Raw genomic sequence first — 24,009 nt, 5'->3', positions numbered from 1 at the left:
CCGCCGTGGTGATGACGGCGGTGATGACGGCGGGGACCACCCGGCGCGGGCGGAAGGCCCTGACCGCCGCGCGGTCCGCGGAGGCGTTCCTCGCCACCTCGTCGGGTGCCCGCGACGCGGACGGCTCCACGAACGCCGCGCCGGGTGCGGCCGGAATCTCCTCGGTCGGCCCCGTCTCGGAGACATGCTCGGAGAAGGGCTCAGCCGGGCCGGGGGTCTGGGAGGTCATTGCCCTTCCTCCCGCGACGGGACGTCGGTCCCGTGGGCCGTCGCGTCCGGTGTCCGGAAGTCGGGCCGGTTCCCGCCCTCGGCCGGTGATGCCTCGTATGAGGTCTCACGCGAGACCTCATACGAGGTCTCGGGCGGGCTCTCCGGAGCGCGGATCACGTTGGTGACGTCGATGTCGATGTAGCCGACGTCCATGCCGGTCAGTGTCATGACCCGTTCGGCGACGTGGCGCCGGACCTCGTCGGCCACCTCGCGGATCGGGGCCGGATACTCCATGGTCACGTCCAGCTGGAGCGTCGCGAGCGTGCCGTCGACGGCGGCGCGGGTGCCTCCGCGGAGGGACAGCGGCCCCCGCTCGCCGACCTTCCGCACCCGTGCCACCTCCCTGGCCGCGCCGGCCGCGATGCGCGACACCACCCGGTCGGATATGTCGGTTCTGCCACGCAGCTCGGCCGGTACGGTCGGCTGGGCGGGTACGGCGGGCGGCGCGGACCGCCCGGTCTCGGCGAGGGCGGAGCCCGTCCGGCCGGCGGGGAGGTCACCTGAGTCCGCGGCCGCTCCCGAGGAGGTGGCGTGGTGCTCGACGGGGGTGTTCATCGCCGTCTCGCCGAGATCCGGGACAGGTTGACCTCGCCGACCTCCGCGAAGTGGCCGAGGAGGAATCCGATGGCGCCGAGCACGAGCACCAGCAGGAATGCCCAGAAGCCGCCGAAGGCTCCGGCGAAGCCCAGCAGAACGCCGACGATCGTGCCGAGCACGGACCACACTGGGAACTTGTTCATGTCAAACCTCCGATATGGACATTCACCGGCAGGTCATCCGCCAGCGGGGCGACCGCCGCACGTACCTCGTCGGCGATCTCCGGCAGCGGGCGCCCCAGCCTGACGACCACCGAGATCTCGATCCCGTCCTCATGCAGCGCGACGCCGGGCACCCTCTCGCCGGGCAGGTAGGTCGCCACCGTCCCGAACGGGCCGCCCGAGAGGTCGACGACATCGGGGCAGCGCCGTACGGCGTCGGCTATCCCGTGCGCGAGACCCGCCTCCCGGCCGGCCGGTTCCCGCTCAGCGGCCGCGGCCGGTTCCTCGCGAGGCGGACTCGCCGTCTCGCCCGGTGTGGCGGCCGTCCTGCGGGCCGGGGCCCGTGGTCTCTGGGCGGGTACGGCCCCCGCCGGGGCCTGGGTGGCGGGCGGGTGGACCGGGTGCTCCGGTTTGTGCGCGGGCATGACGGTCGCCGGGGTCGGATGCTTCGGATGCTCCGATCCGTGCGCCGGGGTGGGCGGCCGGTGGGCCGGGTCACCCGGGTTGTTCGCGGGCGCGGCCGTCCGGCGGCCGGATCCCGCCGTCACCGGACGCGTCGCCTCCTCGCGGGCCGGGTCCTCAGGCCCGCGCGCCGGATCCCTCACTGGACGCGCGGCCCCGGCTCGGACGACTCCTCCGAGGAGTCCTTGTCCTGGCCGGGCATGTGGACGTCGGAGACCTTGATGTTGACCTCGGTGACCTCGAGCCCGCACATGCGCTCGATCGCCGTGATCACGTTGCGGCGTACGGCGGCGGCCAGGTCGGGAATGGCCATGCCGTACTCGACGACCACTTCGAGGTCGGCGGCGGCCTGACGCTCGCCCACCTCGACGGAGACCCCCTGGGTGATGTTCTGGTCGACACCGACCATGCCGCGTACCGCGCCCAGGGCTCGCGCGGTGCTCGCGCCCATGTTGTGCACGCCGGGAATCTCCCTGGCCGCCAGGCCCGCGATCTTCGCTACCACGCCGCTCTCGATGGTGGTGGTTCCCTTGGGAGTGACCAGGCCACCCTGGGATCCGGGACTGTCGGTGCGTGCCCGGGGCACGGATACCTCGTCGCCCTTGGGCCTGTTCACCGTGCTGGCTTCAGTCACGTCCATTCCTTCCCCCGAGGGAAGACCTTCTGGCTCCCCGATGCTGACAGAAACGGTCATACCCCCCATATGAACAGTAATCAGGACATACTTATTTTTAACTCAATCGTGGTCGTATCGGGAAAATAGGTTTTATGGGTATTTTTAGTTGTATATAGCCCAGATGGCTCGGCGATGTGATGGAGGAGGCCGGATGGGCGGAGGCGCGAACCTCCCGGAGGCGCGGGCGCGGTCAGCCGAGACCCGGAGCCCGACTAGCCTTGTCGTGTGCGTATAGCGAGGTTCTCCACAGGAGACGGTGTCGGGTTCGGGGTGGTCGAGGGTGGCCCAGGGGAGGAGTTCATCTCCGCGATCTCCGGTCATCCGTTCGGGCCGATCCAGTTCACCGGTGAGCGTCACTCGCTCTCCCAGGTCAAGCTGGTCGCGCCCATGCTGCCCAGCAAGGTCGTCGCGATCGGCAAGAACTACGCCGACCACGCCCACGAGATGGGCGGCGAGGTCCCCGACGAGCCACTGGTCTTCCTCAAGCCGTCGACCTCGGTGATCGGCTCGGGTGAGGCCATCGCCTACCCGACGACCCTGTCCCAGCGGGTCGACTACGAGGGGGAGCTGGCGGTGGTGATCGGCAGGCTCTGCCGGGAGGTGCCCCGAGAACGGGCCCACGAGGTCATCTTCGGCTACACCTGCGCCAACGACGTCACGGCACGGGATCTGCAGAAGAAGGACGTCCAGTTCACCCGGGCCAAGGGCTTCGACACGTTCTGCCCGCTCGGCCCATGGATCCAGACCGAGCTCGACCCGAGCGACGTCGGCATCGTCACGTCCGTGAACGGCGAGGTCAAGCAGAGCTCGCGCACCTCCAAGCTCATGTACGACATCCCCGCGCTGATCGCCCACGTGAGCGCGGTCATGACCCTGATCCCCGGCGACGTCATCCTCACCGGGACGCCGGAAGGGGTCGGCCCGCTCAGCGTCGGCGACGAGGTCAGCGTCTTCATCGAAGGAATCGGCACTCTCAGCAACCGGGTGGTCTCCCGTGATTAGGGTTCGTTTCGCCCCCTCGCCGACCGGCATGTTCCATGTCGGCGGCGCCCGCTCCGCGCTGTTCAACTGGGCCCTGGCCGAGAGGTCCGGCGGAAGGTTCGTGCTCCGCATCGAGGACACCGACGCCGCGCGCAACCGGCCGGAATGGACCGAGGGCATCATCTCGGCGCTCGCCTGGATCGGGATCAACGACGGCGCCCCGGCCTTCGAGGGACCCTACTTCCAGTCCTCGTACGAGAAGCAGCACCGCGAGGCCGCGGCCAGGCTGCTGGCCGAGGGCCGGGCCTACTACTGCACGTGCACCCGCGACGAGGTCAAGGCCCGCACCGGGTCCGAGCACCAGGGCTACGACGGCTTCTGCCGCGACCGAGGCCTGACCGAGGGCGCGGTCCGCTTCCGTACCCCCGACGAGGGCGTCACCGTGATCTCCGACCTGGTCCGCGGCACCGTCGAGTTCCCCAACAACGCGATGGAGGACTTCGTCATCGCGCGCGGCGACGGCTCCCCGCTCTTCGTGCTGGCCAACGTCGTCGACGACGTCGAGATGCGGATCAGCCACGTGGTCCGCGCCGAGGAGCACCTGTCCAACACCCCCAAGCAGCAGCTGCTCTGGGAGGCGCTCGGCGTCGCCCCGCCCACCTGGGCGCACGTGCCGGTCATCGTCAACGAGAAGCGCCAGAAGCTGTCCAAGCGCCGCGACAAGGTCGCCCTGGAGTCCTACCGCGAGGAGGGCTACCTGGCCGAGGCGATGGTCAACTACCTGATGCTGCTCGGCTGGGGCCCCGGCGACGACCGGGAGATCATGCCCTGGTCGGAGATGGTGCCGCTGTTCAGGCTGGAGGACGTCAACCCCTCCCCGGCGTTCTTCGACGAGAAGAAACTGCGCGCGTTCAACGGCGAGTACATCAGGGCACTGCCCCTGGAGGAGTTCATCACCCGCTGCGAGCCGTGGCTGGACCCGAGCTGGGACCGCGAGACCTTCGCCAAGGTCGCCGAGCTCGCCCAGACCCGTATCGCGGTCCTGTCCGAGATCACCGCGAACGTGGACTTCCTCTTCCTGGACGAGCCCGTCTTCGACCAGGCGTCGTGGGACAAGGCCATGAAGAGCTCCGCCGTGGAGATCCTCACCGGCTACCTCGACCGGCTTGAGAAGGTCGAGATGGACCCCGAGTCGCTCAAGACGGCGCTGGAGGAGGTCGGCGCCTCCTACGGCCTCAAGCTCGGCAAGGCCCAGGCGCCGGTCCGGGTGGCCGTCACCGGCCGCACCGTCGGCCTGCCGCTGTTCGAGTCGATCGAGGTCCTCGGCCGCGAGCGCTCCATCGAGCGCCTCCGCGCCGCCCTCACGAAGCTCCAGGCCTGACCGGACCTCGCGGAGCGTCAAGGCCCGCCCCCGGGATTCACCGGAGGCGGGCCTTCGCTTTCGATCAACGGTCACCGGGTGGCCGGAGCCACGGGAGAAAGATCAGGAAGGGAACCCGGAGGAACGCCCTCCTCCCGCGCCCTGTCCGGTCTCAGCCTCCGGCCCGGCTTCCGTCCCCCCGCCCGGCGAGCTCGTCCCAGAAGGCGAGGTTGTGTGCCGAGGCCCGGTCGAAGGGCCCGACGCCGCCCTGCCCCGGGGCCAGTTCCTGCACGTACGGCGTGCCGTTGCCGGGGCGCACGCGCTTCCAGGAGGGCAGGCCCGGCCGGTTCGGGTCGCCGACGGCGGCGAACCGGGACCAGTAGTCGATCATCATGTCGCCGAGCCGCCGCTGCTCGGGGGTGAGCGGGGCGGACTCCCAGCTCACCCCGAACAGGAACGACAGCTCGGAGCCGTGTGCGGCCAGCGGCCTGATGCCGTGCTTCAGCGGGAAGAGCGCGGGCGCCGTACGGTCGGTGAACTCGTAGGAGAAGGTCGGCACGTGCCGGGCGAACTGCCGGTCGGTGTTGCGCGCCTCCCAGGCCCAGTCCAGGTCGCTCATGATGGCCGCCACCGCCTGGAGGGGCAGGCCGTCGTGGGCATCCAGCGGATATCGGGCCAGGACGTCGGGGCCCGCGGCGCCGAACTTCTCGTTGAGGGCGGGCTCGTACCCCTCGGCCGGCATCGGCTCCTCGAAAATCAGCGACGTGAACATCGTGCCCTCGTCCCGGGTGATGCCCGTCAGCACCGGCACCCGGTGGAAGCGGCCCTCCTGGAGCACCTTCGCCGGATCCTCGGGCAGCACCGCGTTGCCGTACCCCGGGAGCGGGAGGGCGGGCTGGGCGAGCAGGTCGGCCACCGGCTTGTCCCGCAGGCAGGCGGGCGCGGTCCCCGGGTCGACGCATCCCACCAGGGTGGCCAGATACTGCCCGTAGCCCTCGTAGGAGGCCCTGGGCAGCCAGAAGGGGAGGTCCATGACCGGCCGCAGCGGGGTGCCCTCGAAGCTTCCCGCCCCGCACGGGGTGCTCTGGGTGATCGCCCGGTGGAACAGCCCCGCCGCCGAGGGGGAGGTGAGCTGCGCGCACACCGAGTGCGACCCCGCGGACTCGCCGAACAGGGTGACGTTGCGCGGGTCGCCGCCGAACGCCGCCGCGTTGCGCCGCACCCAGCGCAGGGCCGCCTGCTGGTCCTCGATCCCGAAGGCCCCGGAGTTCTCGAACCCGGGGTACCCGAAGAACCCGAAGATCCCCAGCCGGTAGTTGACCGTCACCACCACGACGTCGCCCCGCACGGCCAGCCTGCGGGCGTCGTAATCGCTGCCCGCCCCCTTCGTCAGGCTTCCGCCGTGCAGCCACACCATGACCGGCCTGGGACGGTTCCCGGCGCTTCGCGCGGGCGTGGTCACGTTGAGATAGAGACAGTCCTCCGCCTCGCTTCCGGGCAGCCCCCAGACGTCGGCGGTCTGCGCGCACCGGCTGCCGGGCGCGGTGGCGTCGCGCACCCCCTGCCACGGGGCGACGGCCTGCGGCGACCGCCAGCGCAGCTCCCCGACCGGGGGCGCGGCGTACGGGATGCCCTGGAAGAGCCGGTGGTCTCCGGCCTGCGCGCCCCGCACCCACCCGGCGTCGGTACGGACCGTCGTGTCCCTCCCGGTGGTGGCCGAGGTGGCGGCTCCCTGGGTGCCGTGGTCTTCCCGCCCAGCCGCGGCCGGGTCCGCGGTCCCCAGTAACAGGGCCCCTGCCAGACCGGCGACGAGCGCGGAGCCGATCCTGTTCCGTGGTCGTTTCATGACCTTTACGATGCCCGCCGCGGCCGCCGCGCGCATTGGCTCTGCGTTCATCGCCGGGGTGTGGTTTCCTGCACCCCGGCGATGGACGAAGGGCCACGCGGGCGGGGGCTACGCCTCCAGGCCGCGGCGCTTCAGCAGGGGCTCGATGCGCGGGTCGCGGCCGCGGAAGTCGCGGAAGGCGTCCATCACGTCCCGCGAGCCGCCGACCGACAGCAGGGTGGAGCGGAAGTGGTCACCGTTGCCGCGCGTCAGGCCGCCGTTCTCCTCGAACCAGTCGACGCTCTCGGCGTCCAGCACCTCGCTCCAGATGTAGGAGTAGTAGCCGGCGCTGTAGCCGCCCACCCCGCTGACGAAGATGTGCGCGAAGTAGTTGGTCCGATAGCGGGTGCGGACCAGGTCGTAGGCGATCCCGGCGCGCTCCAGGGCCGCGTTCTCGAACGCCTCGGCGTCCTCGACGGTCTCGCCCCCGGCCAGCTTGTGCCAGGCCCAGTCCAGCAGTGCCGCCGCGAGATACTCGACGGTGGCGAAGCCCTGGTTGAACTTCTCCGCGGCCTTCATCTTCTCCAGGAGCTCCGCGGGCACCGGCTCGCCGGTCTGGTGGTGCCTGGCGAAGTTGGCGAGGATCGAGGGCCAGGTGGCCCACATCTCGTTGACCTGCGAGGGATACTCCACGAAGTCGCGCGGCACGTCGGTGCCGGAGACCCGGGGGAAGCGCACGTCGGAGAAGAGGCCGTGCAGGGCGTGGCCGAACTCGTGGAAGGCGGTGTTGACCTCCTCGAACGTCAGGAGCGTCGGACCCTCGGAGGGCTTGGTGATGTTGAGGTTGTTCATCACCACGGGCAGCTCGCCGAACAGGTGCGACTGGGTGACCAGGTTGTTCATCCAGGCGCCGCCGCGCTTGGTCGGCCGGGCGTACGGGTCGAACGCGAACAGGCCGAGCGGTGAGCCGTCCGCGTTGGACACCTCGAAGACCCGGACGTCCGGGTGGTACCCGGCCAGGTCGTCCCGGTCGGCGAAGGTGATCCCGTACAGCTCGCCGGCGGCGTGGAAGACACCGTCCCGCAGCACCCGGTCCAGCTCGAAGTAGGGGCGAAGGTCGGCGGCGTCGAAGTCGTAGCGGGCCTTGCGCACCCGCTCGGCGTAGAAGGACCAGTCCCACGGCTCCAGGGGGAAGCCGGCCTGCTCGCTCAGCGCCTCGGCCTCCCGGCGGGCGTTGGCCATCGCGGGGCCCACCAGCTTGCCGAGCATCTCCTCGACGGCGTCGGTGGTCTTGGCGGTCTGGTCGGCGACGGAGTAGGCGGCGTGGTTGGGAAAGCCGAGCAGGGCCGCCCGCTCGGCGCGGAGCGCCGCCATCCTGGCCGCCAGCTCGAAGTTCTCCGGCGCCCGGCCGACGGAGAGCTCGTACAGCCTCCTGCGGGTCTCCCGGTCGGTCAGCTCGGCCAGCGCGGGCTGGTTGGTGTAGTTGAACAGCGGCAGGACGTACCTGCCGTCCTTTTCGATCGCCTTGATCGTGCTCTCGGCGAGCCCGTCCAGCAGCTTGACGTCCTCGACGACCAGCGCGGAGGCCGTGGAGGCCGTGAGCAGGTTCTGGGAGAAGGTCGTGGCGAGCCTGGTCAGTTCCTCGTTGAGCGCCCTGAGGTGGTCCTGGTCGCCTTCGGACAGGTCCGCGCCGGCCCTGACGAAGTCGACGCGGTACTTCTGCAGCAGCCACGCCTCCTCGGGGTCGTCGGTGGCCACCTGTTTGACCCGGGCGTACAGGGCGCGGTCCAGGCGGATGGCGTCGGCGTGCTGGGTCAGCCTGGGGGAGACCTGGGTCTCGATCTCCCGGATGCCGTCGGTCGTGTCGGAGGCGGAGATGCTGCTGAAGACGATCACGGTCCGCTTGAGAATCCGGCCCGAGCGCTCCAGGGCCTCGACCGTGTTGGCGAACGTCGCGGGCTCCGGGTTGTCGGCGATCTCCCGCACCTCGCGCAGCTGGTCGGCCATGCCACGTTCGAAGGCGGGAAGGTAGTGCTCCTCCCTGATCAGGGCGAACGGCGGCAGCCCGTACGGCAGCGTGCTGGGTTCGAAGAACGGGTTCTCGGCCAAGGCTGGAACTCCTCTCAGGTGGACGGATCTCTCAGCAGGGTCGCACAGCGGACCTTCGTTGCGGCAGCCCGGTGATACCGCGATTCGGCCGCCGGCAATCGTTTTGGTCTTGACCCCCAACCTGGGCTATTCTTTCGGAGGCGCCAGCGAGTCCCGCAAGGGAGTCCGGTGCGGTGGGGTATGGTGTAATTGGCAACACGGCTGATTCTGGTTCAGTTGTTCTAGGTTCGAGTCCTGGTACCCCAGCTGCATCTTCTTAGGAAGATGCCGCAGATTCGGCTCCCTCCGAATCTGATGACAGTGTGTAGGGTCCCGTCGTCTAGTGGCCCAGGACGCCGCCCTCTCAAGGCGGTAGCGCCGGTTCGAATCCGGTCGGGACTACCACTGTCTCTCGCAAGGCTCCGTCGTCTAGTGGCCTAGGACGCCGCCCTCTCAAGGCGGTAGCGCCGGTTCGAATCCGGTCGGGGCTACAAGTGCGAAACCCCCGGGAGCAACGGTTCCCGGGGGTTTTTGTCGTTTCAGGGGGCGGGTGAAGCCCCACCCGGCATGGATCTCTCAGATCGCCTTCCCGCTCGGCGCCGCGGCCGGATGCTCTCTCCCGATCGAGAAGAACCCCCGCCGTCACCCGATGTACGGCCAGGTGGCGCCTGAACGCTCCCCGCCATGGCGGAACCGGAAAGGGACGGGGCGGCGCCCCGTCCCTTTCCGGTTCCGTTCCTAGTTCTGCCCCGAGCGGGCCTTGAACAGGGCACGCTTGGCGGCCTTGCCCACCTGCTTGTCCGGATGCGCCTTGCCGATCGCCTCCAGCAGCTCCTCCAGGTGCGGGTGCGGCACCTTCCAGATCACTTCGAGCAGGCTGACCAGGTTCGGCACGTTGCCGATGTCGTCCAGGCTGCTGACGAACTCGGGACGGCCCAGGCCGGCGGAGATGGTCAGCATGTCGAGGATCAGCCAGTGGGTGTCGGCCTGGGTGGGCGTGGGAGCGTCCTCGACGCCCAGCTGGGCCAGGTGGGTGGCCGCGTACGGGCGCAGGGACGGCTCGTCGAGGGCCTCCCGCCAGGCGGGTATGGCCACCTCACCGAGCGAGCCGACCATGCTGGCCGCCTGGACCCGGATCAGCGCGTTCGCGTCGTCCTCGGCCGCGGCCTCCAGCAGGTCCCTGGCGGCCTGCTCGGGGGCGCGCAGCTCCATCCAGGCCTCGAACTCGGCGTCCGCCTCCTCCTCGGGCAGCTCGGAGCCGAAGGAGAGCAGGTCCAGGGCCGTCATCGCGTCGATGGCGGGCCGGGCGTCCAGCTCGATGTCGGCCTCGTCCACGAGGTGGACCACGCCCTCCATGCCGAGCGGGGTCAGCCGCACCTGGTCGTGCTCGACCTCGACCATGCCGTACCCGGCCAGCCAGTCGAGCACCGGGTTGAGCGGGTCGCCGTACTGCGCGGTGGCGGCGGCCCAGGCCTCCGCGCCCAGGTCGTCGTACTCGGCGGCGGCCTCGGCCAGCTCGGTGCGGAGCTCGGCCAGCGGCTTGGAACCGGTCGCCAGCAGCACCCGGACCAGCAGCGCCCTGGTCAGCCCGGACAGGGCGATCGTGGCCTCCTCGTCCGCCAGCTCCGGGTCGCCGTAGTCGATGGAGTGCAGACCGGCCATCCACGCGTCAAGGGCGTCGTCGTCCTCCTCGAAGGGCCACTCCGCGGTGTCGGCGTCGATGCTGACCGTGTCCTCCCCCTCGGGCTGGAGGAAGTCGAGGTCGATCGCGAGGTTCCAGATGTTCCAGAGCGCGGGGACGGAGTCGGCCAGCGACTTGTCGCCCTTCTCGGGAAGCGGGATGCCGAGGACGGCCAGGGCCTCGGTGATCTCGGTGTCGTCGAGCAGGTTCGTCTCGCCCACCCGGCGCTCAGAGCCGACCCAGATCGCGAGGTCGCGGGCCTTGGAGATCAGGGGTGTCCTGCGGGTGGCCTCGGCCAGCTCGGAGTCCGGGCGGAGCCTGATCGTCGGCAGCTCGGAGAGCTCGTCGGCGAACGGCTCGAAGTCACCGAGCCCCTCGGACTCCTCCTCGTCGTACTCGTCGTCCTCGTCCTCCTCGACGACGAGATCCTCCATGGCGTCGACGAAGTCGTCCTCAAGGCGGTCGAGCTCGGCGAGCAGGTCCCCCAGCGGGGCGGAGCCCTTGGCCAGGCGGTCGGACTCCGACAGGAAGGTCAGATAGGCGCGGACCGCGGGCACCATGCCGTCGGCGGCGGCGTCCGGATCCTCGACGACCTGGGGCATCCGATCGAGGAGAACCGTGCGCAGGTCGGACTGCCGCCACCGGCCGACGTCGTCGGAGGCGATCAGCCGGTGCCACAGCGCGACAGAGCCGACCAGGTTGGAATCGCTGCCGGGCGCGTTCTCACGCGCCCACAGGATGAAGTTCTGGAGCAGGGGACGCAGTTCAGCCGCGGCTGCCTCGATGCGATCTGTCACCTGCCCAGCCTAGGGGGCCGCAGGGGTGCTCGCCTCCTCATATCGCCCACAGGTCGATCGGTGTCAGCCGCCGCGGAGGTCAGTTGGCGCGGCGCATCGACTCGGTGATCCGTTCGGCGGCGGTGACCACGGGGGCGGCGTGCAGCCTGCCGGGGGTGCGGGTCAGCCGCTCGATCGGGCCGGAGACCGACACCGCGGCGACCACCTTGCCACCCGCGCCCCTGATCGGCGCCGAGACGCTGGCCACGCCCTGCTCGCGCTCGCCGACGCTGTGCGCCCAGCCCCTGCGCCGCACGCTCGCGAGCGTGGCCGCGGTGAACTTGGCCCCGCGCAGGCCCCGGTGCAGGCGGTCGGGCTCCTCCCAGGCGAGCAGGATCTGCGCCGCGGACCCCGCGAGCATCGGCAGGGCCGAGCCGACCGGCACGGTGTCACGCAGTCCGCTGGCACGCTCGGCGGCGGCCACGCAGACCCGCTCGTCACCCTGGCGCCGGTAGAGTTGCGCGCTCTCCCCGGTCAGGTCCCTCAGCTGGGTGAGAACCGGTGAGGCGACGGCCAGCAGCCTGTCCTCGCCGGCGGCGGTGGACAGCTCGGACAGGCGGGGGCCCAGGACGAAACGGCCCTGGGTGTCGCGGGAGACGATGCGATGGTGCTCCAGAGCGACGGCCAGCCGGTGGGCGGTGGGGCGGGCCAGGCCGGTGGCGTGGACGAGCTGTGCGAGGGACGCCGGGCCGGCTTCAAGGGCGTTGAGCACGAGGACGGCCTTGTCCAGTACGCCGACTCCGCTAGAGTTGTCCATACACCGATACTGCCGTCTCGACATATGAGAAAGCAAGTGGGTGCGGGATAGCCGATCGCAAGGAGGCGACATGGGCCGCACGCTCGCGGAGAAGGTCTGGGAGCAGCACGTCGTGCGACGTGCGGAGGGAGAACCCGACCTGCTCTACATCGACCTTCACCTCGTTCACGAGGTCACGAGCCCGCAGGCGTTCGACGGCCTGCGCATGGCGGGTCGCCCCGTCAGGCGGCCCGACCTCACCATCGCCACCGAGGACCACAACGTCCCGACCGTACGCGGTCCGATCAACGACCTGGTGTCGCGGACGCAGGTGGAGACGCTGCGTAAGAACTGTGCGGAGTTCGGCGTCCGGCTGCACCCGATGGGTGACGCGGGGCAGGGCGTGGTCCACATCATCGGCCCGCAGTTCGGCCTGACCCAGCCCGGCATGACGATCGTGTGTGGTGATTCTCACACCTCCACCCACGGCGCCTTCGGCGGCATCGCGTTCGGCATCGGCACCTCCGAGGTGGAGCACGTGCTGGCCACCCAGACGCTGCCCGCCTACCGGCCGAAGACCATGGCCATCGAGGTCTCCGGCGAGCTGCCCCCCGGCGTCACCGCCAAGGACCTGATCCTGGCGATCATCGCCAAGATCGGCACCGGCGGCGGCCAGGGCTACATCGTCGAGTACCGGGGCGAGGCCATCCGCAGGCTCTCCATGGAGGGCCGGATGACGGTCTGCAACATGTCCATCGAGGCGGGTGCCCGCGCGGGCATGATCGCTCCGGACGAGACCACCTTCGAATATCTCAAGGGCCGTCCCCACGCGCCGTCCGGCGCCGACTGGGACGCCGCGGTCGAGTACTGGAAGTCGCTGGTCAGCGACGAGGACGCGGTCTTCGACGCCGTCGTGGAGATCGACGCCACGACGCTGACCCCGTTCGTCACCTGGGGCACCAACCCGGGCCAGGGTGCCCCGCTGGGCACGTCCGTGCCCCGTCCCGAGGACACCGACGACCCGGCCGCCGCCGCGCGTGCCCTGGAGTACATGGGCCTGACCGCGGGCACCCCGCTCCGCGAGGTCAAGGTCGACACGGTCTTCGTGGGCTCCTGCACCAACGGCAGGCTGGAGGACCTGCGCGCCGCGGCCGAGGTGCTGCGCGGGCGCCAGGTCGTGACGCGCACGCTGATCGTGCCCGGTTCGATGCTGGTCAAGCTCCAGGCCGAGCAGGAGGGGCTGCACGAGGTCTTCAAGGCCGCGGGCGCCGAATGGCGCGAGGCCGGCTGTTCCATGTGCCTGGGGATGAACCCCGACACCCTCGCCCCCGGCGAGCGCAGCGCCTCGACCTCCAACCGCAACTTCGAGGGGCGGCAGGGCAAGGGCGGCCGTACCCACCTCGTGTCCCCGCAGGTCGCCGCCGCGACCGCCGTCACCGGCAAACTCACCGCGCCCGCCGACCTGTAAGGAGTCCTCGCGATGGAAGCGTTCACCACCCACACCGGCCGGGCCGTGCCGCTGCGCCGCAGCAACGTGGACACCGACCAGATCATCCCCGCCGTCTGGCTCAAGCAGGTCAGCAGGACCGGGTTCGAGAAGGGCCTGTTCTCCGCCTGGCGCGAGGACCCCGGCTTCGTCCTGAACGACCCCGTCCACGAGGGCGCCACGATCCTGCTGGCCGGCCCCGACTTCGGCACCGGCTCCTCCCGCGAGCACGCGGTCTGGGCCCTGCAGCAGTACGGCTTCCGCGTCGTGATCGCGGCCCGTTTCGGAGACATCTTCCGTAATAATTCCACCAAGATGGGCCTGCTCCCGGTCGTCCTGCCGGGCGGGATCGTCGAGGTGCTGCAGGCCGCGGTCGAGGCGGACCCGACCCTTGAGATCACCGTTGACCTGGCGGGACGCCAGGTCCGCTGGGGCGCGGAGGCCGTCGCCTTCGAGATCGACGACTACACGCGCTGGCGGCTGATGGAGGGCCTGGACGACATCGGGCTGACCCTGCGCAACGCCGATGCCATCGGGACATACGAGAATGGTCGGCAGCCATGGCTGCCGACGACCGTCTGACGAGTTCAGAGGACGAGCTGGCGTGGCGGCTGCGCGAGGCGCACCGCCGCGTCCGGTCCCTGCATGTCTCCGTCGAGGAGAGAAAACGTCTCACCAGGCGCCTGCTGGCCATCTGCGATATGGCCAAGCGCGACCTCGATCACGCCACAGGGCGTCTTGATTTGTTCCTTCTCAGTATTGATGTCTTGGTTTCAGATACGCCGAGCACTGGAAACATTGCGGAAGGTGATTGAGTCATACGGCTCCGTCCCCTAATTTCAAGCGAGCAGGGGGTTTCTCATCGTGATCGTTGATGAGATCTGTGATGAGACCCCTCGCCGTGACAAATCGGGTGAGACGGGTTTTCTGCCCCGTGACCCACTCCCGGACATCGGTAAGCAGGGGGAGCAACCTTATGAACAAAAAGGAACTCGTCGACGCCATCGCGGATCGGGTGGGCGACAAGAAGACGGCCACCGAAGCCGTGAACGCGGTGCTCGACACGATCCAGGCCACCGTCGCGAGTGGCGACAAGGTCTCGATCACGGGGTTCGGTGCCTTTGAGATGGTGCACAAGCCGGCCCGCACCGCCCGCAACCCCTCGACGGGTGCCGAGATCCACGTCGCCGAGAGTTGGGGGCCGAAATTCCGGCCCGGTTCCGACTTCAAGGAACTCGTCAACAACGGCGGCAAGAAGGCAGCGAAGAAGAAATAGGCTTCGGCGTAGGCGCCCGGACTCCCGAAGCGGGAGCCCGGGCGTCCGGCTTCCCGGCCGGCGCCGCCGGATCCAGATCCCCTGCCGGGGCCGCCGAAAGTGCCCCGTGCGGTGTTCGGCCACGTTCACCGGATTCGCCGGCGGGTGCCGCGGAGATGATTTCGGCTCGGGCCGTCGGGGAAGCCGGTTTCCCGGCCGCCTCACCGGCCGGGTACGGGGAAGGTCGAGAGGGTGATGTAGGAGACGTCGTCGCCGTCCATGACGATGTTGACCCGCTGACCCGCCCTGAGCAGCCGGAGCGGCCCCGCGTCGAACGCCGCCGCGCCGAACGGGATCTCGGTCCCGTCGTCCAGGAAGACCGACCCCGACCGGGTCGCCTCCTCGAAGCTCCGCACCGTCGCCTGCACACGCCCAGGGTAGCCTCCGGACGGGAATCCCGCCCGAATCGGGGCTATCGGTCCCTGTCGCGTTCCTCCGGCTGCGAAGACCCGCCGGACACCGCGATCCTTTCCGCCATGGCCAGCGTGCGGGGGCCGACGCCCAGGACCAGCGCCCGGCGGAGATCGTCCGGGGTGTCCACGTCATGGCGGACCGATTCCACCCCCGCCACGCAGAGCTCCTTGGCGCCGCGCCGCAGGTGCCGGTCCCGCGACTCGCCGCCGAACCCCGGCGTGAACGGCATGCCGGGCCGTGCGCCGTAGAAGGTCGTGCCGATCTCGGAGGCGTCGGGCAGGAACATCTGGTCGAACTCCGCGGCGGCGGTCAGCACGCGGGCCAGCTCCGCGGGGCGGAGGGCGGGGAGGTCGGCCTGGAGGGCGCCGACGGCGTCGCCGGGCGCCAGCCGTACCGCTTCCAGGGCACCGTGTCGCAGGGCGGCGTTCAACCCCGCCTCCGGGTCGCCGACCACGTGCGCGCCGACCCCGCCGAGCGCCTCGGCGGCCACGGGGTCGCCCGTCACCACGACCACCCGTGTGACGAGCGCGCACCTCAGCGCCGCCTCGACGGTGTCACAGGCGATCGCCACGGCCAGCGCGGCCCGGTGCGGGCCCGCCGCCGCGGACAGGCGGGTCTTGGCGGCGACCAGCGTTTTGACCGGGACGACAAGGGTCCAGGCGGAACTTTCCTGAGCAGCCATAGCGTTAAGCATCCCGCCTCGACATCCCGGGGAGCCAACCGGGAGACTTAGTGCGCAAACCGCTCATACGGAGGAGCCCATGAGACGCCCCGGCTGGCCCTCGCGATTCTGGGTCGCCTTCGCCGTCGCGATCGTCAAGCCGATCTCATGGCTCCTGGTCAGGAAGGACTGGCGTCGCAGCGACCGGCTGCCCAGGACGGGCGGGATCATCGTGGCGACCAACCACCTGTCGTGGCTGGATCCGATCCTCATCTCGCACTTCCTCTACAACAACGGCCGCTGGCCGGTGATCCTGGCCAAGTCGGGTCTCTTCTCGGTGCCGCTGCTCGGTCCCCTGCTGAGGGCGCTCCAGGTCATTCCCGTCTACCGGGGGAGCTCTGACGCGGGGCGCTCGCTGGAGGAGTCACGGCGCCGGTTCGCCGCCGGGGCGTGCGTGATGTTCTATCCGGAGGGCACCTGCACTCGCGACCCGGACCTCTGGCCGATGGAGGGCAAGACCGGCGCGGCCAGGCTGGCTCTGGAGACCGGCGCGACGGTGATCCCCGTCGCGCACGGGGGGGCCCAGGAGATCCTGCCGTACGGTGCCAGAAGGCCCCGCCTGCTGCCACGCAAGACCTTCCGCGTGCTGACCGGGCCACCGGTCGACCTGTCGAAGTACCAGGGACAGCCGCTCCAGGCCGACGTGCTGCGCTCCGCGACCGCCGACATCATGTCTGCGATCACGGCCCAACTGGCCGAACTCCGCGGGGAGAAGGCGCCCAAGGCGCCGTTCAAGCGACCTTCCGACAACTGACTTCGGCGTACGGTGTTGACATCCTCCCCTCCCCGAAGGGAGGGGATTCCCACGGTCGCCCGTGAGAGTTCCTGATTCACCGCCGGTCGCCCGCCAGGAGAAATCCCTTGAGGTCCTACACCAGCTCCACAGGCGTTTCACCTCTCCGCCAGCCCGGCGGTGAGGACCTAGCCGGTCACGCTCGTAGTGGCCTGGTTATCGCCACCGCCGGACACGGTACCGAACCGTACGGCATCGCGCCGCGTTTTCTCCCCCGCCCGGAGGCGGAGGTTTCCACGCCCAAGGAGAACCGATGACCAAGGCGGCTGTATTCGGCACGGGTTCGTGGGGGACGACCTTCAGCATGATCCTCGCGGGGGCGGGCACCCGGACGATCCTGTGGGGCCGCAGTGCGGAGGTCGTCGAGGCGATCGACCGGCGGCACGAGAACCCCGTCTACCTGCCGGGCGCGGCGCTGCCCGAGACGCTGCGCGCCACGACCGACCCGTCCGAGGCTCTCGACGGCGCCGACTTCGTGGTGCTCGCGGTGCCCTCCCAGACCCTGAGGGAGAACCTGACCCGCTGGAAACCGGACCTGCCGCCGGAGGCGGTGCTGGTCAGCCTGATGAAGGGCATCGAGCTGGGCACCACCAAGCGGATGAGCGAGGTGATCTGCGAGGTCGCCGGGGTGCCCCAGGAGCGGGTCGCGGTGGTGTCGGGGCCCAACCTGGCCGGGGAGATCGTCCGGGGCCAGCCCGCCGCCACCGTGGTCGCCTGTACCGACGAGCGGGCGATGGAGCGCCTCCAGGAGGCCTGCTACCTGCCGCCCTGGTTCCGCCCCTACACCAACCCCGACGTCGTGGGGGTCGAACTCGGCGGGGCCGTCAAGAACGTGATCGCCCTCGCGGTCGGCATCTCGGCGGGGATGGGGCTGGGCGACAACGTCGGGGCGATGCTGATGACGCGCGGGCTGGCCGAGATCTCCAGGCTGGGCACGGTACTCGGCGCGGACCCGCACACCTTCGCGGGGCTGGCCGGCATGGGCGATCTGGTGGCGACCTGTACCTCCCCATTGTCGCGGAACCGTACTTTCGGGGAGAATCTGGGGCGGGGCATGACCCTGGCCGAGGTCATCGCCGCCACGAAACAGACCGCCGAGGGGGTCAAATCCTGCGAGTCGGTGCTCGAACTGGCCAGAAAGCACGACGTGGAGATGCCGATCACCGAAGTGGTGGTGGCCGTCGTCCATGACGCAATGCCTCCCAGCGAGGCCGCGGTGCTCCTGATGTCGCGGACTCCCAAGCCGGAACGGTACGGCCTGTGAAGACACGGTGTGGCCCATGAACAGACGGATGCGCAGGCGCAGGGGGGAGAACACCCGGTCGGTGCACCTGCCGGCTCCCGAGCCGCCCCCGCAGAGACCCCTCGGCCTTCCCGTGTGGCGCAGCTCCGCCTGGGGGTTCGGCGACTCCGCCGAGTACGCCGAGGTGTTGGAGGGGAAGGGGTCCGGCCACGCCTACGGCCGGATCGACAACCCCACCACCGCCGCGTTCGCCTCGGCGGTGGCCTCTCTGGAGGGGGCCGCGGCGCCCGAGGACGTGGCCGGGCAGGCGTTCGCCTCGGGGATGGCCGCCGTCAACGCCGTCCTGATGACGTTCCTGCGCGCGGGCGCGCACCTCGTGGCGCCCACCCCGCTGTACGGCGGGACCCACTCGCTGATCACCAACGTGCTGTCCAGGTTCGGGGTCAGCGTGGACTTCGTCGGCTACGACGACCTGACCAGGGTGCAGGCGGCGATCAGGCCCAACACGAAGATCATCTATGCGGAGACGCTCTCCAACCCGACCATGGCGGTCTCCGACATCCGCGGCCTCTACCGGATCGCCCGCGCCGCGGGGGCGCTGCTGGTGGTCGACTCCACCTTCGCCACCCCGATCGTGTGCCGTCCCCTGGAACACGGCGCCGACCTGGTGATCCACTCCGCGACCACGTATCTCGGCGGCCATGACGACTGCGCCGGGGGCGTCGCGGTGGGCCGTCCCGACCTGATCGCCCAGCTGCGCGAGGTCAGGATCGACACCGGGGGCACACTCTCCCCCGACGACGCCTTCCTGCTCCGCCGGGGGCTCGCGACCCTGCCGCTGCGGGTCCGCCGGATGTGCTCCACCGCGATGGTCTTCGCCGCGGCCGTGGCCAAGCACCCCGCCGTACGCCGGGTCGACTACCCGGGGCTGCCGGGACACCCCGGACACCAGCTGGCCAGGCACCTGTTCGACTCGGGGCCCGAGGGCACCAGGTACGGCGCCTGTGTGACGATCACTCCGCGCGGTGGCTACGACGCCGGCGTGGCTCTGGCCGACGCCCTCAGGCTCGCCTCGATCGCCCCCTCCGCCGGAGGAATCCACACCAAGGCCGCGCACGTGGCCTCGACCACCCACCGGCGGCTCGGCGAGGCGGCGGGGATCGATGAGGCGGCCGTCCGGTTCTCCATCGGGCTTGAGGACGCGGAAGATCTCATCATGGATGTGACCAAGGCACTCGACTCACTACCCGCATCGAGTAGATAGGCGCGTCTAACAGCCGGATTGCCCCCTAACAGGGGGTAGATTCGGGCATCATGAGTGAGCAGCACGAACCTCTACCGAGGGTCGCCGTCGTCTTCGGCGGTCGCAATTCCGAGCACGCCGTCTCCATTCTCGGAGCGGGAAGCGTGCTGGAGGTCATCGACAGGTCCAAGTACGAGGTGGTCCCGATCGGGATCGCCCAGGACGGCCGGTGGGTGCTCGCCTCCGGGGAGCAGCAGTACGGGATCGAGAGCGGCGAGTTGCCCGCCGTCGACGCGGGGAGCGCGACGCTGGCGCTGACATCCGGCAGTGGCTCGCTGGTGGCGTACGACCCCGGCAGCATTCCCGTCGAGCTCGGCCACGTCGACGTCGTCTTCCCAGTGATGCACGGCCCCTTCGCCGAGGACGGCACCATCCAGGGGCTGCTGGAGATGGCCGGGGTCCGCTATGTCGGCTCCGGGGTGCTGGCCAGCTCCGTCGGCATGGACAAGGCGTACATGAAGATGGTCCTCGCCGCCTCGGGCCTGCCCGTCGGGCCGTATGTCGCGATCCGCGACCGCGACTGGCGGACCGACCGCGGCCGGGTGCTCAAGGAGGTCCAGGAGCTCGGCTGGCCGGTCTTCGTCAAGCCCGCCCGCGCCGGGTCCAGCCAGGGCATCTCCAAGGCCGCCGACCTGGAGGAACTTGAGCGGGCCATCGAGTTCGCCCGCGAGCACGACCCCAAGGTGCTGGTCGAGGCCGCGATCATCGGCCGCGAGATCGAGTGCGCCGTGCTGGAGTCGCCGGGCGACGAGGCGCCCCGCGCCAGCATGCCCGGTGAGGTACTGGTCCACGGAGACCACGAGTTCTTCGACTTCGAGGCCAAGTACATCGGGGATGACATGTCCCTGTCGGTGCCCGCGGACATTCCCGAGGAGACGGCCGAGCAACTGCGGGCGATGGCCGTGCGCGCCTTCGAGGCGCTGGGCTGCGAGGGCCTGTCGCGGGTCGACTTCTTCTACACCACCGACGGGCGGCTGGTCGTCAACGAGATCAACACCATGCCCGGCTTCACCGCGATGTCGGTCGCGCCGCAGCTCTGGGCCGCCACCGGGGTGCCCTATCCGGAGCTGGTCGACCGGCTGATCCAGCTCGCGCTGCGCCGCTCACCCGGTCTGCGGTAGCGCTGCCTTGATCGGTGCCGCGAGATCGACCAGCACGCTCTGCGGGGTGTGCTCCCGCGCGACCGTCACCTCGACGTAGGCCGCCCTGCCGATCGACGTGAACAGCGTCGGTCGGGCCGGGTCGGCGTACCACGCCACTTCGTTGATCTCGGGAACCTGGTCGGTGGGCGACATGGTCACCGGCCGCGGCACCCCGCAGCGCAGGGCGATGCGGCCCTGCCCCCACACGGCGACGTAGGGGGAGGCGGGGGTGGACTCGACCCGGTCCGCGCCGTCGAGCCTCCGCGGGAGCCGCTCGGCGAGCGCCTGGCACGCGGCGGCGGCGGGCCCCTCGGGGACGGGCGGCTCGACCCGGACGGCGCCACCGCATCCCGCCAGGATCAGCAGGGCGCAGGCGCACCCCGCCAGGCGGATGAACCGCAGTGGCATGTCACGTTCCCGACGGTCAGATACGGACTCAGATGTGGACGATGGGACACGTCAGTGTACGCGTGATCCCCTCCACACCCTGAATCTGCGCCACCACGAGCTTTCCCAGCTCATCGACGTTGCGGGCCTCCGCCCGCACTATCACGTCGTAGGGCCCGGTGACGTCCTCGGCCTGGGTGACACCAGAGATGCCGGAGATCTCCGAAGCCACGTTCGCGGCCTTGCCGACCTCGGTCTGAATAAGGATGTAGGCCTGCACCACAACGACCTCCGGGGCGATTGGATCAGTGCCGAAGGGCCACCGTACCCTGTGATGAACGGGAGGTGTGTCATCACAGTCGGAGATCTCGGCGAATTCGGGGTTGTTGCACGTATTGCCGGACGCTTGCCACAGGGAGGGACCGTATTGCTCGGTCCCGGGGACGACGCCGCGGTGGTGAGCGCTCCCGATGGGCGGGTCGTCGTGACGACTGACCTGTTACTTGAGGGTAGGCACTTCCGCCGTGATTGGTCCAGCGGTTACGACATCGGGCGCAAGGCCGCGGCGCAGAATCTCTCGGACGTCGTGGCGATGGGAGCCGACCCCACCGGCCTCGTGGTCGGCCTCGGGCTGCCCGCCGACGCCGCCACCGGCTGGCTGGACGATCTCACGGACGGCTTCCGCGACGAGTGCGACCTCGTCGGCGCCAGCGTGGTGGGCGGCGACATCACCCGCTGCGATCTCGTCGTGATCGCCGTCACCGCCCTCGGCGACCTGGGCGGCCGGGCGCCGGTCACCAGATCGGGGGCCCGGCCCGGTGACGTGGTCGCGGTCGCGGGCCGCCTCGGGTACGCCGCCGCGGGCCTCGCGCTGCTCCGTGCGGGTCTGGCCGGGCCGGTGGAGCTGATCGACGCCCACCGCCGCCCGTGCCCTCCCTACCCGCGCGGCCCCGAGGCCGCCGCGCTGGGTGCCACCGCCATGCTCGACGTGAGCGACGGCCTGCTCCAGGATCTCGGCCACGTGGCGGCCGCGGCCGGAACCGCGCTCGTGCTCGACCCGGAGGCGTTCGACGTCCCGCCGGTGATGCGGGAGGCCGCCCGGCTGCTCGGCACGGACCCGCTGGAGTGGGTGCTCTCCGGCGGCGACGACCACGCCCTCGCCGCGACCTTCCCGGACCGGGTACGGCTCCCGGAGGGCTGGAACGTGGTGGGTCATGTCATCGAGGGTGAGGGAGTGCAGGTCAAAGGCCTGCTGCTGGACCGTGGAGGCTGGGACCACTTCCGGGAGTGACCTTTACCACTCGTTGGTACATCTGCGAAAATTGCGACAAACGGTTATTGAACTGGTATGAAGTTGGGCGGTCGAGATTCCCTCCGAGAAAGGGGCGATATGGGCCGCCATGGTGGAAACGGGGAAGCGGCTTCCCCGGACCGGGGGAAACGCCGGCCGGAGCCCGCTCCGGCACCCGGTCACGGGGACGAGCCGATCGGGCGCCGGCTCCGTCCCGAGGAGTCGATGATCACCGAGACCCAGACGGGTTTCCTGGGTTCGGGATGGACGTCGGAGTCCGAGCCGTCCGTCACGTGGCCCGAGGACGAGGAGAGGCCCGGCGGACGGATCAAGACGACCTTGCTGATCGTCGCCGCGGTGGCGGTGGTGCTCGGCGGGACCGTGTTCGGGATCCGGGCGCTGGCCGGCTCCGAGGGTTCCGCCGCCGACTGCCCGCCCGCCGGTTGTGTCACGGCGGCGTCGAACCAGCCGGAACCGCGGCCCGACCCCGTCGGTGGGACCGAGCTCACCGAGGAACCCGTACCGGCCGACGAGCCCGAGGAGACGGGTGACGAGACGGCGGAGGCCACGCCCACCCCGACTCCCACCTCCACCCGCGCGGGAGGCGGGGTCACCTCCACCCCCAAGCCCACCGCGACGAGAAAGGCCACCCGCGCGCCCCGGGCCTCCGACGAGCCGTCGCCCACCGACGAGCCGGAGCCCACGCCCACCTCCGAACCCCTCATCGTCGGTGACCACCGAACACCCGCCCCCGAGCAGTCCCCGAGCACCACGGCGCCCGCTCCCGTGCCCACCGACACCTTCGAGGCGCCCGTGCCCGCCGCGGGGGGCGCCATGATCATGGTAGGCGCCGCCCTCGTGCGGAGCAGGGCACAGTCGTACACGGTCAAGCTCGTGGTCGCCGCGGACGAGAGCGTCGAGAACCTGAAGGTGAGCGTGCCGGTCAACGGGACGGTCTCCTCGGTGAGCGGAGCCGACTGGGAGCAACTCGACAACAGCCTGGTGATCGACTCGCCGGAGGGTCTGCAGGCGGGCGAGGAACTCGTCGTCGTCTTCACCGCGAGCGGTGACGCGGAGATTCCGGAGACCTGTCAGAGCGACAGGGGAGAGTGCGCCGTCGTCTGACCCGGCGTCCCGGACTGAGCCGGTGCCGTCGCCCGATCCGGCCGGTGGTTCCGGTCTGTGACCCGGTCTGTGGTCCAGCCGTCGGCCCGGCCCCGATCGCCCGATCCGGCCTGTGGTTCCGGCCGGTGATTCCGGCCCGTGATCCGGTCGCTGGTCCGGTCGGGCCTCGCGCCCGAGCCGGTGCCGTCGCGGCGCTGCGCGGCCGAGGAGTGGCGGGGAGTGGGCAGGGGGCGCTCAGCCGGTCGGCGCGGGGCTGGTTGGATGGGGGCATGACCGTTCTGGCTCCCCCTCGCGTGCTGACCGTCGCCGGCTCCGACTCCGGAGGCGGTGCGGGCATCCAGGCCGACCTGAAGACCATGCTGGCCCTCGGCGTCCACGGCATGAGCGTGATCGCCGCGGTGACCGCCCAGAACTCGGTGGGCGTGCAGGGCTACTGGGAGCTTCCCCCGGAGGCGGTCCGTGCCCAGCTCGACTCGGTGCTCGGTGACATCGGTGCCCAGGCGGTCAAGACCGGCATGCTCGCCTCGCCCGTACTGGTGGAGACGGTCGCCGAGGTGCTGGCAGGGCTGGATGTGCCCGTCGTGGTCGATCCGGTGGGAGTCTCCAAGCACGGTGACACGCTCCTCGCCCCCGAGGCGGTGGAGACGGTCAGGTCGAGCCTGCTGCGCACGGCCACGGTGGTCACCCCCAACCTGTGGGAGGTTCTCCAGCTCACCGGAGTGAAGGTCACCGACGAGGCCGACCTGCGCCGGGCCGCCGACGCGGTCCTGGCGCTCGGGCCCGAGTGGGCGCTCATCAAGGGCGGCCACCTACCTGGGGCTCCTGTCGATCTGCTGACCGACGGCACGCGGGAGTTCCGCTTCACCGCGGAGCGCCACGACAACCGGCACACCCACGGCACGGGCTGCACCCTGGCCTCCGCGATAGCCTCCCACCTGGCCCTCGGCGAGGACGTCCCCGCCGCCGTGGAGAAGGCGAAGGCGTACGTCACCGGCGCGATCGAGCACGGCTTCCCGCTGGGGGCCGGCATCGGCCCGGTGGACCACGCCTGGCGCCTGCGCTCCCGCTGAACACGGAGGACCCGCTCCGAGCCGTCCTTGGCGGAGCCCGCCAAGG

General features: G+C 70.4%; 25 protein-coding genes, 3 tRNA genes and 1 pseudogene. 16 read left to right on the top strand and 13 right to left on the bottom strand.

Annotation, left to right across the window (positions count from 1 at the left end; genetic code table 11):
• The 5 genes and pseudogenes from ABZU75_RS35730 to ABZU75_RS35710 all read right to left on the bottom strand — a co-directional run.
• Window positions 1-229: pseudogene (locus tag ABZU75_RS35730) on the bottom strand (hypothetical protein); the annotation flags it as partial.
• The gene (locus tag ABZU75_RS35725) at window positions 226-825 is read right to left on the bottom strand and encodes an Asp23/Gls24 family envelope stress response protein (RefSeq protein WP_355564243.1); all 600 of its coding nucleotides are present in this window, start codon (window positions 823-825) and stop codon (window positions 226-228) included. The gene ABZU75_RS35725 and the pseudogene ABZU75_RS35730, both read right to left, overlap by 4 nt.
• Window positions 822-1,010, bottom strand: coding sequence for a hypothetical protein (locus tag ABZU75_RS35720; protein WP_350914766.1), 189 nt, complete (start codon window positions 1,008-1,010; stop codon window positions 822-824). The genes ABZU75_RS35725 and ABZU75_RS35720 overlap by 4 nt, the downstream gene beginning before the upstream one ends.
• Window positions 1,007-1,576: a hypothetical protein gene (locus ABZU75_RS35715; RefSeq protein WP_355564236.1), complete on the bottom strand. Its 570-nt coding sequence runs from the start codon at window positions 1,574-1,576 to the stop codon at window positions 1,007-1,009. The genes ABZU75_RS35720 and ABZU75_RS35715 overlap by 4 nt, the downstream gene beginning before the upstream one ends.
• A gap of 53 nt (window positions 1,577-1,629) precedes the next feature.
• Entirely contained in the window at window positions 1,630-2,124 is a 495-nt protein-coding gene (locus tag ABZU75_RS35710) for an Asp23/Gls24 family envelope stress response protein (protein WP_355564233.1), read from the bottom strand.
• A gap of 267 nt (window positions 2,125-2,391) precedes the next feature.
• Here ABZU75_RS35710 and ABZU75_RS35705 point away from each other — a divergent pair, with 267 nt between their 5' ends.
• The gene (locus tag ABZU75_RS35705) at window positions 2,392-3,168 is read left to right on the top strand and encodes a fumarylacetoacetate hydrolase family protein (protein WP_350954330.1); all 777 of its coding nucleotides are present in this window, start codon (window positions 2,392-2,394) and stop codon (window positions 3,166-3,168) included.
• Between the two features lie 28 nt (window positions 3,169-3,196).
• A complete protein-coding gene (gltX, locus tag ABZU75_RS35700) occupies window positions 3,197-4,528 on the top strand; it encodes a glutamate--tRNA ligase (protein WP_355564246.1) in 1,332 nt (443 codons plus the stop codon).
• A gap of 151 nt (window positions 4,529-4,679) precedes the next feature.
• Here the strand turns inward: gltX and ABZU75_RS35695 are convergent, their stop codons facing one another.
• Together ABZU75_RS35695 and ABZU75_RS35690 are read right to left on the bottom strand one after the other, a co-directional pair.
• Entirely contained in the window at window positions 4,680-6,353 is a 1,674-nt protein-coding gene (locus tag ABZU75_RS35695; RefSeq protein WP_355564230.1) for a carboxylesterase family protein, read from the bottom strand.
• Window positions 6,354-6,461: 108 nt separating this feature from the next.
• Window positions 6,462-8,441, bottom strand: a complete 1,980-nt coding sequence (locus tag ABZU75_RS35690; protein WP_355564227.1) for a M3 family metallopeptidase — start codon at window positions 8,439-8,441, stop codon at window positions 6,462-6,464.
• 174 nt (window positions 8,442-8,615) lie between these two features.
• Between ABZU75_RS35690 and ABZU75_RS35685 the strand changes: the two genes are divergently transcribed.
• From ABZU75_RS35685 to ABZU75_RS35675, 3 genes are all read left to right on the top strand, one after another.
• Window positions 8,616-8,687, top strand: a tRNA-Gln gene (locus tag ABZU75_RS35685).
• 62 nt (window positions 8,688-8,749) lie between these two features.
• A tRNA-Glu gene (locus tag ABZU75_RS35680) sits at window positions 8,750-8,825 on the top strand.
• Between the two features lie 13 nt (window positions 8,826-8,838).
• Window positions 8,839-8,911 (top strand) — tRNA-Glu (locus ABZU75_RS35675).
• Window positions 8,912-9,158: 247 nt separating this feature from the next.
• Here ABZU75_RS35675 and ABZU75_RS35670 read toward each other — a convergent pair.
• A complete protein-coding gene (locus ABZU75_RS35670) occupies window positions 9,159-10,898 on the bottom strand; it encodes a hypothetical protein (protein ID WP_355564224.1) in 1,740 nt (579 codons plus the stop codon).
• Between the two features lie 79 nt (window positions 10,899-10,977).
• Entirely contained in the window at window positions 10,978-11,694 is a 717-nt protein-coding gene (locus tag ABZU75_RS35665; RefSeq protein WP_030913609.1) for an IclR family transcriptional regulator, read from the bottom strand.
• 70 nt (window positions 11,695-11,764) lie between these two features.
• Between ABZU75_RS35665 and leuC the strand changes: the two genes are divergently transcribed.
• From leuC to ABZU75_RS35645, 4 genes are all read left to right on the top strand, one after another.
• A complete protein-coding gene (leuC, locus tag ABZU75_RS35660; protein ID WP_350914779.1) occupies window positions 11,765-13,141 on the top strand; it encodes a 3-isopropylmalate dehydratase large subunit in 1,377 nt (458 codons plus the stop codon).
• Between the two features lie 12 nt (window positions 13,142-13,153).
• Entirely contained in the window at window positions 13,154-13,741 is a 588-nt protein-coding gene (leuD, locus tag ABZU75_RS35655) for a 3-isopropylmalate dehydratase small subunit (RefSeq protein ID WP_355564220.1), read from the top strand.
• Complete coding sequence (locus ABZU75_RS35650) at window positions 13,720-13,974, top strand: hypothetical protein (RefSeq protein ID WP_350914783.1); 255 nt, start codon at window positions 13,720-13,722, stop codon at window positions 13,972-13,974. Before leuD ends, ABZU75_RS35650 begins: the two co-directional genes overlap by 22 nt.
• Before the next feature lie 161 nt (window positions 13,975-14,135).
• A complete protein-coding gene (locus tag ABZU75_RS35645) occupies window positions 14,136-14,435 on the top strand; it encodes an HU family DNA-binding protein (protein WP_350914785.1) in 300 nt (99 codons plus the stop codon).
• Between the two features lie 200 nt (window positions 14,436-14,635).
• Here the strand turns inward: ABZU75_RS35645 and ABZU75_RS35640 are convergent, their stop codons facing one another.
• Entirely contained in the window at window positions 14,636-14,842 is a 207-nt protein-coding gene (locus ABZU75_RS35640) for a hypothetical protein (RefSeq protein ID WP_355564215.1), read from the bottom strand.
• A 44-nt stretch (window positions 14,843-14,886) separates the two neighbouring features.
• A complete protein-coding gene (gene cofC, locus ABZU75_RS35635) occupies window positions 14,887-15,582 on the bottom strand; it encodes a 2-phospho-L-lactate guanylyltransferase (protein ID WP_355564212.1) in 696 nt (231 codons plus the stop codon).
• Window positions 15,583-15,649: 67 nt separating this feature from the next.
• Between cofC and ABZU75_RS35630 the strand changes: the two genes are divergently transcribed.
• The 4 genes from ABZU75_RS35630 to ABZU75_RS35615 all read left to right on the top strand — a co-directional run bounded on the left by ABZU75_RS35630 (window position 15,650) and on the right by ABZU75_RS35615 (window position 20,069).
• Window positions 15,650-16,363 (top strand): lysophospholipid acyltransferase family protein, encoded by a 714-nt coding sequence (locus ABZU75_RS35630; protein ID WP_355564209.1) that lies wholly within the window; start codon window positions 15,650-15,652, stop codon window positions 16,361-16,363.
• A gap of 292 nt (window positions 16,364-16,655) precedes the next feature.
• Window positions 16,656-17,666: an NAD(P)H-dependent glycerol-3-phosphate dehydrogenase gene (locus ABZU75_RS35625; RefSeq protein WP_355564206.1), complete on the top strand. Its 1,011-nt coding sequence runs from the start codon at window positions 16,656-16,658 to the stop codon at window positions 17,664-17,666.
• A gap of 16 nt (window positions 17,667-17,682) precedes the next feature.
• Window positions 17,683-18,909 (top strand): aminotransferase class I/II-fold pyridoxal phosphate-dependent enzyme, encoded by a 1,227-nt coding sequence (locus ABZU75_RS35620; RefSeq protein WP_355564203.1) that lies wholly within the window; start codon window positions 17,683-17,685, stop codon window positions 18,907-18,909.
• 50 nt (window positions 18,910-18,959) lie between these two features.
• Window positions 18,960-20,069 carry a D-alanine--D-alanine ligase family protein gene (locus tag ABZU75_RS35615; RefSeq protein WP_355564200.1) on the top strand — a complete coding sequence of 370 codons (1,110 nt, stop codon included), beginning with the start codon at window positions 18,960-18,962 and terminating at the stop codon, window positions 20,067-20,069.
• Here the strand turns inward: ABZU75_RS35615 and ABZU75_RS35610 are convergent.
• Together ABZU75_RS35610 and ABZU75_RS35605 are read right to left on the bottom strand one after the other, a co-directional pair.
• Window positions 20,052-20,498: a DUF3515 family protein gene (locus tag ABZU75_RS35610; protein ID WP_355564197.1), complete on the bottom strand. Its 447-nt coding sequence runs from the start codon at window positions 20,496-20,498 to the stop codon at window positions 20,052-20,054. The two genes, ABZU75_RS35615 and ABZU75_RS35610, sit on opposite strands and share 18 nt — an antisense overlap.
• Window positions 20,499-20,526: 28 nt before the next feature.
• Window positions 20,527-20,760: an Lrp/AsnC ligand binding domain-containing protein gene (locus tag ABZU75_RS35605; RefSeq protein WP_350949356.1), complete on the bottom strand. Its 234-nt coding sequence runs from the start codon at window positions 20,758-20,760 to the stop codon at window positions 20,527-20,529.
• A gap of 51 nt (window positions 20,761-20,811) precedes the next feature.
• Here ABZU75_RS35605 and ABZU75_RS35600 point away from each other — a divergent pair, with 51 nt between their 5' ends.
• From ABZU75_RS35600 to thiD, 3 genes are all read left to right on the top strand, one after another.
• The gene (locus ABZU75_RS35600; protein WP_355564193.1) at window positions 20,812-21,768 is read left to right on the top strand and encodes a thiamine-phosphate kinase; all 957 of its coding nucleotides are present in this window, start codon (window positions 20,812-20,814) and stop codon (window positions 21,766-21,768) included.
• Window positions 21,769-21,993: 225 nt separating this feature from the next.
• Entirely contained in the window at window positions 21,994-22,893 is a 900-nt protein-coding gene (locus tag ABZU75_RS35595) for a hypothetical protein (protein WP_355564190.1), read from the top strand.
• A gap of 269 nt (window positions 22,894-23,162) precedes the next feature.
• Window positions 23,163-23,963, top strand: coding sequence for a bifunctional hydroxymethylpyrimidine kinase/phosphomethylpyrimidine kinase (gene thiD / locus ABZU75_RS35590; protein WP_355564187.1), 801 nt, complete (start codon window positions 23,163-23,165; stop codon window positions 23,961-23,963).
• Window positions 23,964-24,009: the final 46 nt, after the last annotated feature.

Source organism: Streptosporangium sp. NPDC005286, from assembly GCF_040607515.1.
Classification (GTDB): domain Bacteria; phylum Actinomycetota; class Actinomycetes; order Streptosporangiales; family Streptosporangiaceae; genus Streptosporangium.
The sequence above is the reverse complement of the archived record's forward strand: the minus strand, read 5'-3'. Positions and strand labels throughout refer to the sequence as shown.

Excerpts from the sequence above, each read along its gene's own strand:
- ABZU75_RS35665 (WP_030913609.1), bottom strand. The coding sequence starts at position 11,694 with ATGGACAACTCTAGCGGAGTCGGCGTACTGGACAAGGCCGTCCTCGTG.
- gltX (WP_355564246.1), top strand. The coding sequence starts at position 3,197 with ATGTTCCATGTCGGCGGCGCCCGCTCCGCGCTGTTCAACTGGGCCCTG.
- ABZU75_RS35595 (WP_355564190.1), top strand. The coding sequence starts at position 21,994 with ATGATCACCGAGACCCAGACGGGTTTCCTGGGTTCGGGATGGACGTCG.
- ABZU75_RS35720 (WP_350914766.1), bottom strand. The coding sequence starts at position 1,010 with ATGAACAAGTTCCCAGTGTGGTCCGTGCTCGGCACGATCGTCGGCGTT.
- ABZU75_RS35695 (WP_355564230.1), bottom strand. The coding sequence starts at position 6,353 with ATGAAACGACCACGGAACAGGATCGGCTCCGCGCTCGTCGCCGGTCTG.
- ABZU75_RS35650 (WP_350914783.1), top strand. The coding sequence starts at position 13,720 with ATGGCTGCCGACGACCGTCTGACGAGTTCAGAGGACGAGCTGGCGTGG.
- ABZU75_RS35630 (WP_355564209.1), top strand. The coding sequence starts at position 15,650 with ATGAGACGCCCCGGCTGGCCCTCGCGATTCTGGGTCGCCTTCGCCGTC.
- thiD (WP_355564187.1), top strand. The coding sequence starts at position 23,163 with ATGACCGTTCTGGCTCCCCCTCGCGTGCTGACCGTCGCCGGCTCCGAC.
- ABZU75_RS35615 (WP_355564200.1), top strand. The coding sequence starts at position 18,960 with ATGAGTGAGCAGCACGAACCTCTACCGAGGGTCGCCGTCGTCTTCGGC.
- ABZU75_RS35645 (WP_350914785.1), top strand. The coding sequence starts at position 14,136 with ATGAACAAAAAGGAACTCGTCGACGCCATCGCGGATCGGGTGGGCGAC.
- ABZU75_RS35600 (WP_355564193.1), top strand. The coding sequence starts at position 20,812 with ATGAACGGGAGGTGTGTCATCACAGTCGGAGATCTCGGCGAATTCGGG.
- ABZU75_RS35625 (WP_355564206.1), top strand. The coding sequence starts at position 16,656 with ATGACCAAGGCGGCTGTATTCGGCACGGGTTCGTGGGGGACGACCTTC.
- ABZU75_RS35620 (WP_355564203.1), top strand. The coding sequence starts at position 17,683 with ATGAACAGACGGATGCGCAGGCGCAGGGGGGAGAACACCCGGTCGGTG.
- leuD (WP_355564220.1), top strand. The coding sequence starts at position 13,154 with ATGGAAGCGTTCACCACCCACACCGGCCGGGCCGTGCCGCTGCGCCGC.
- ABZU75_RS35610 (WP_355564197.1), bottom strand. The coding sequence starts at position 20,498 with ATGCCACTGCGGTTCATCCGCCTGGCGGGGTGCGCCTGCGCCCTGCTG.
- ABZU75_RS35725 (WP_355564243.1), bottom strand. The coding sequence starts at position 825 with ATGAACACCCCCGTCGAGCACCACGCCACCTCCTCGGGAGCGGCCGCG.
- leuC (WP_350914779.1), top strand. The coding sequence starts at position 11,765 with ATGGGCCGCACGCTCGCGGAGAAGGTCTGGGAGCAGCACGTCGTGCGA.
- cofC (WP_355564212.1), bottom strand. The coding sequence starts at position 15,582 with ATGCTTAACGCTATGGCTGCTCAGGAAAGTTCCGCCTGGACCCTTGTC.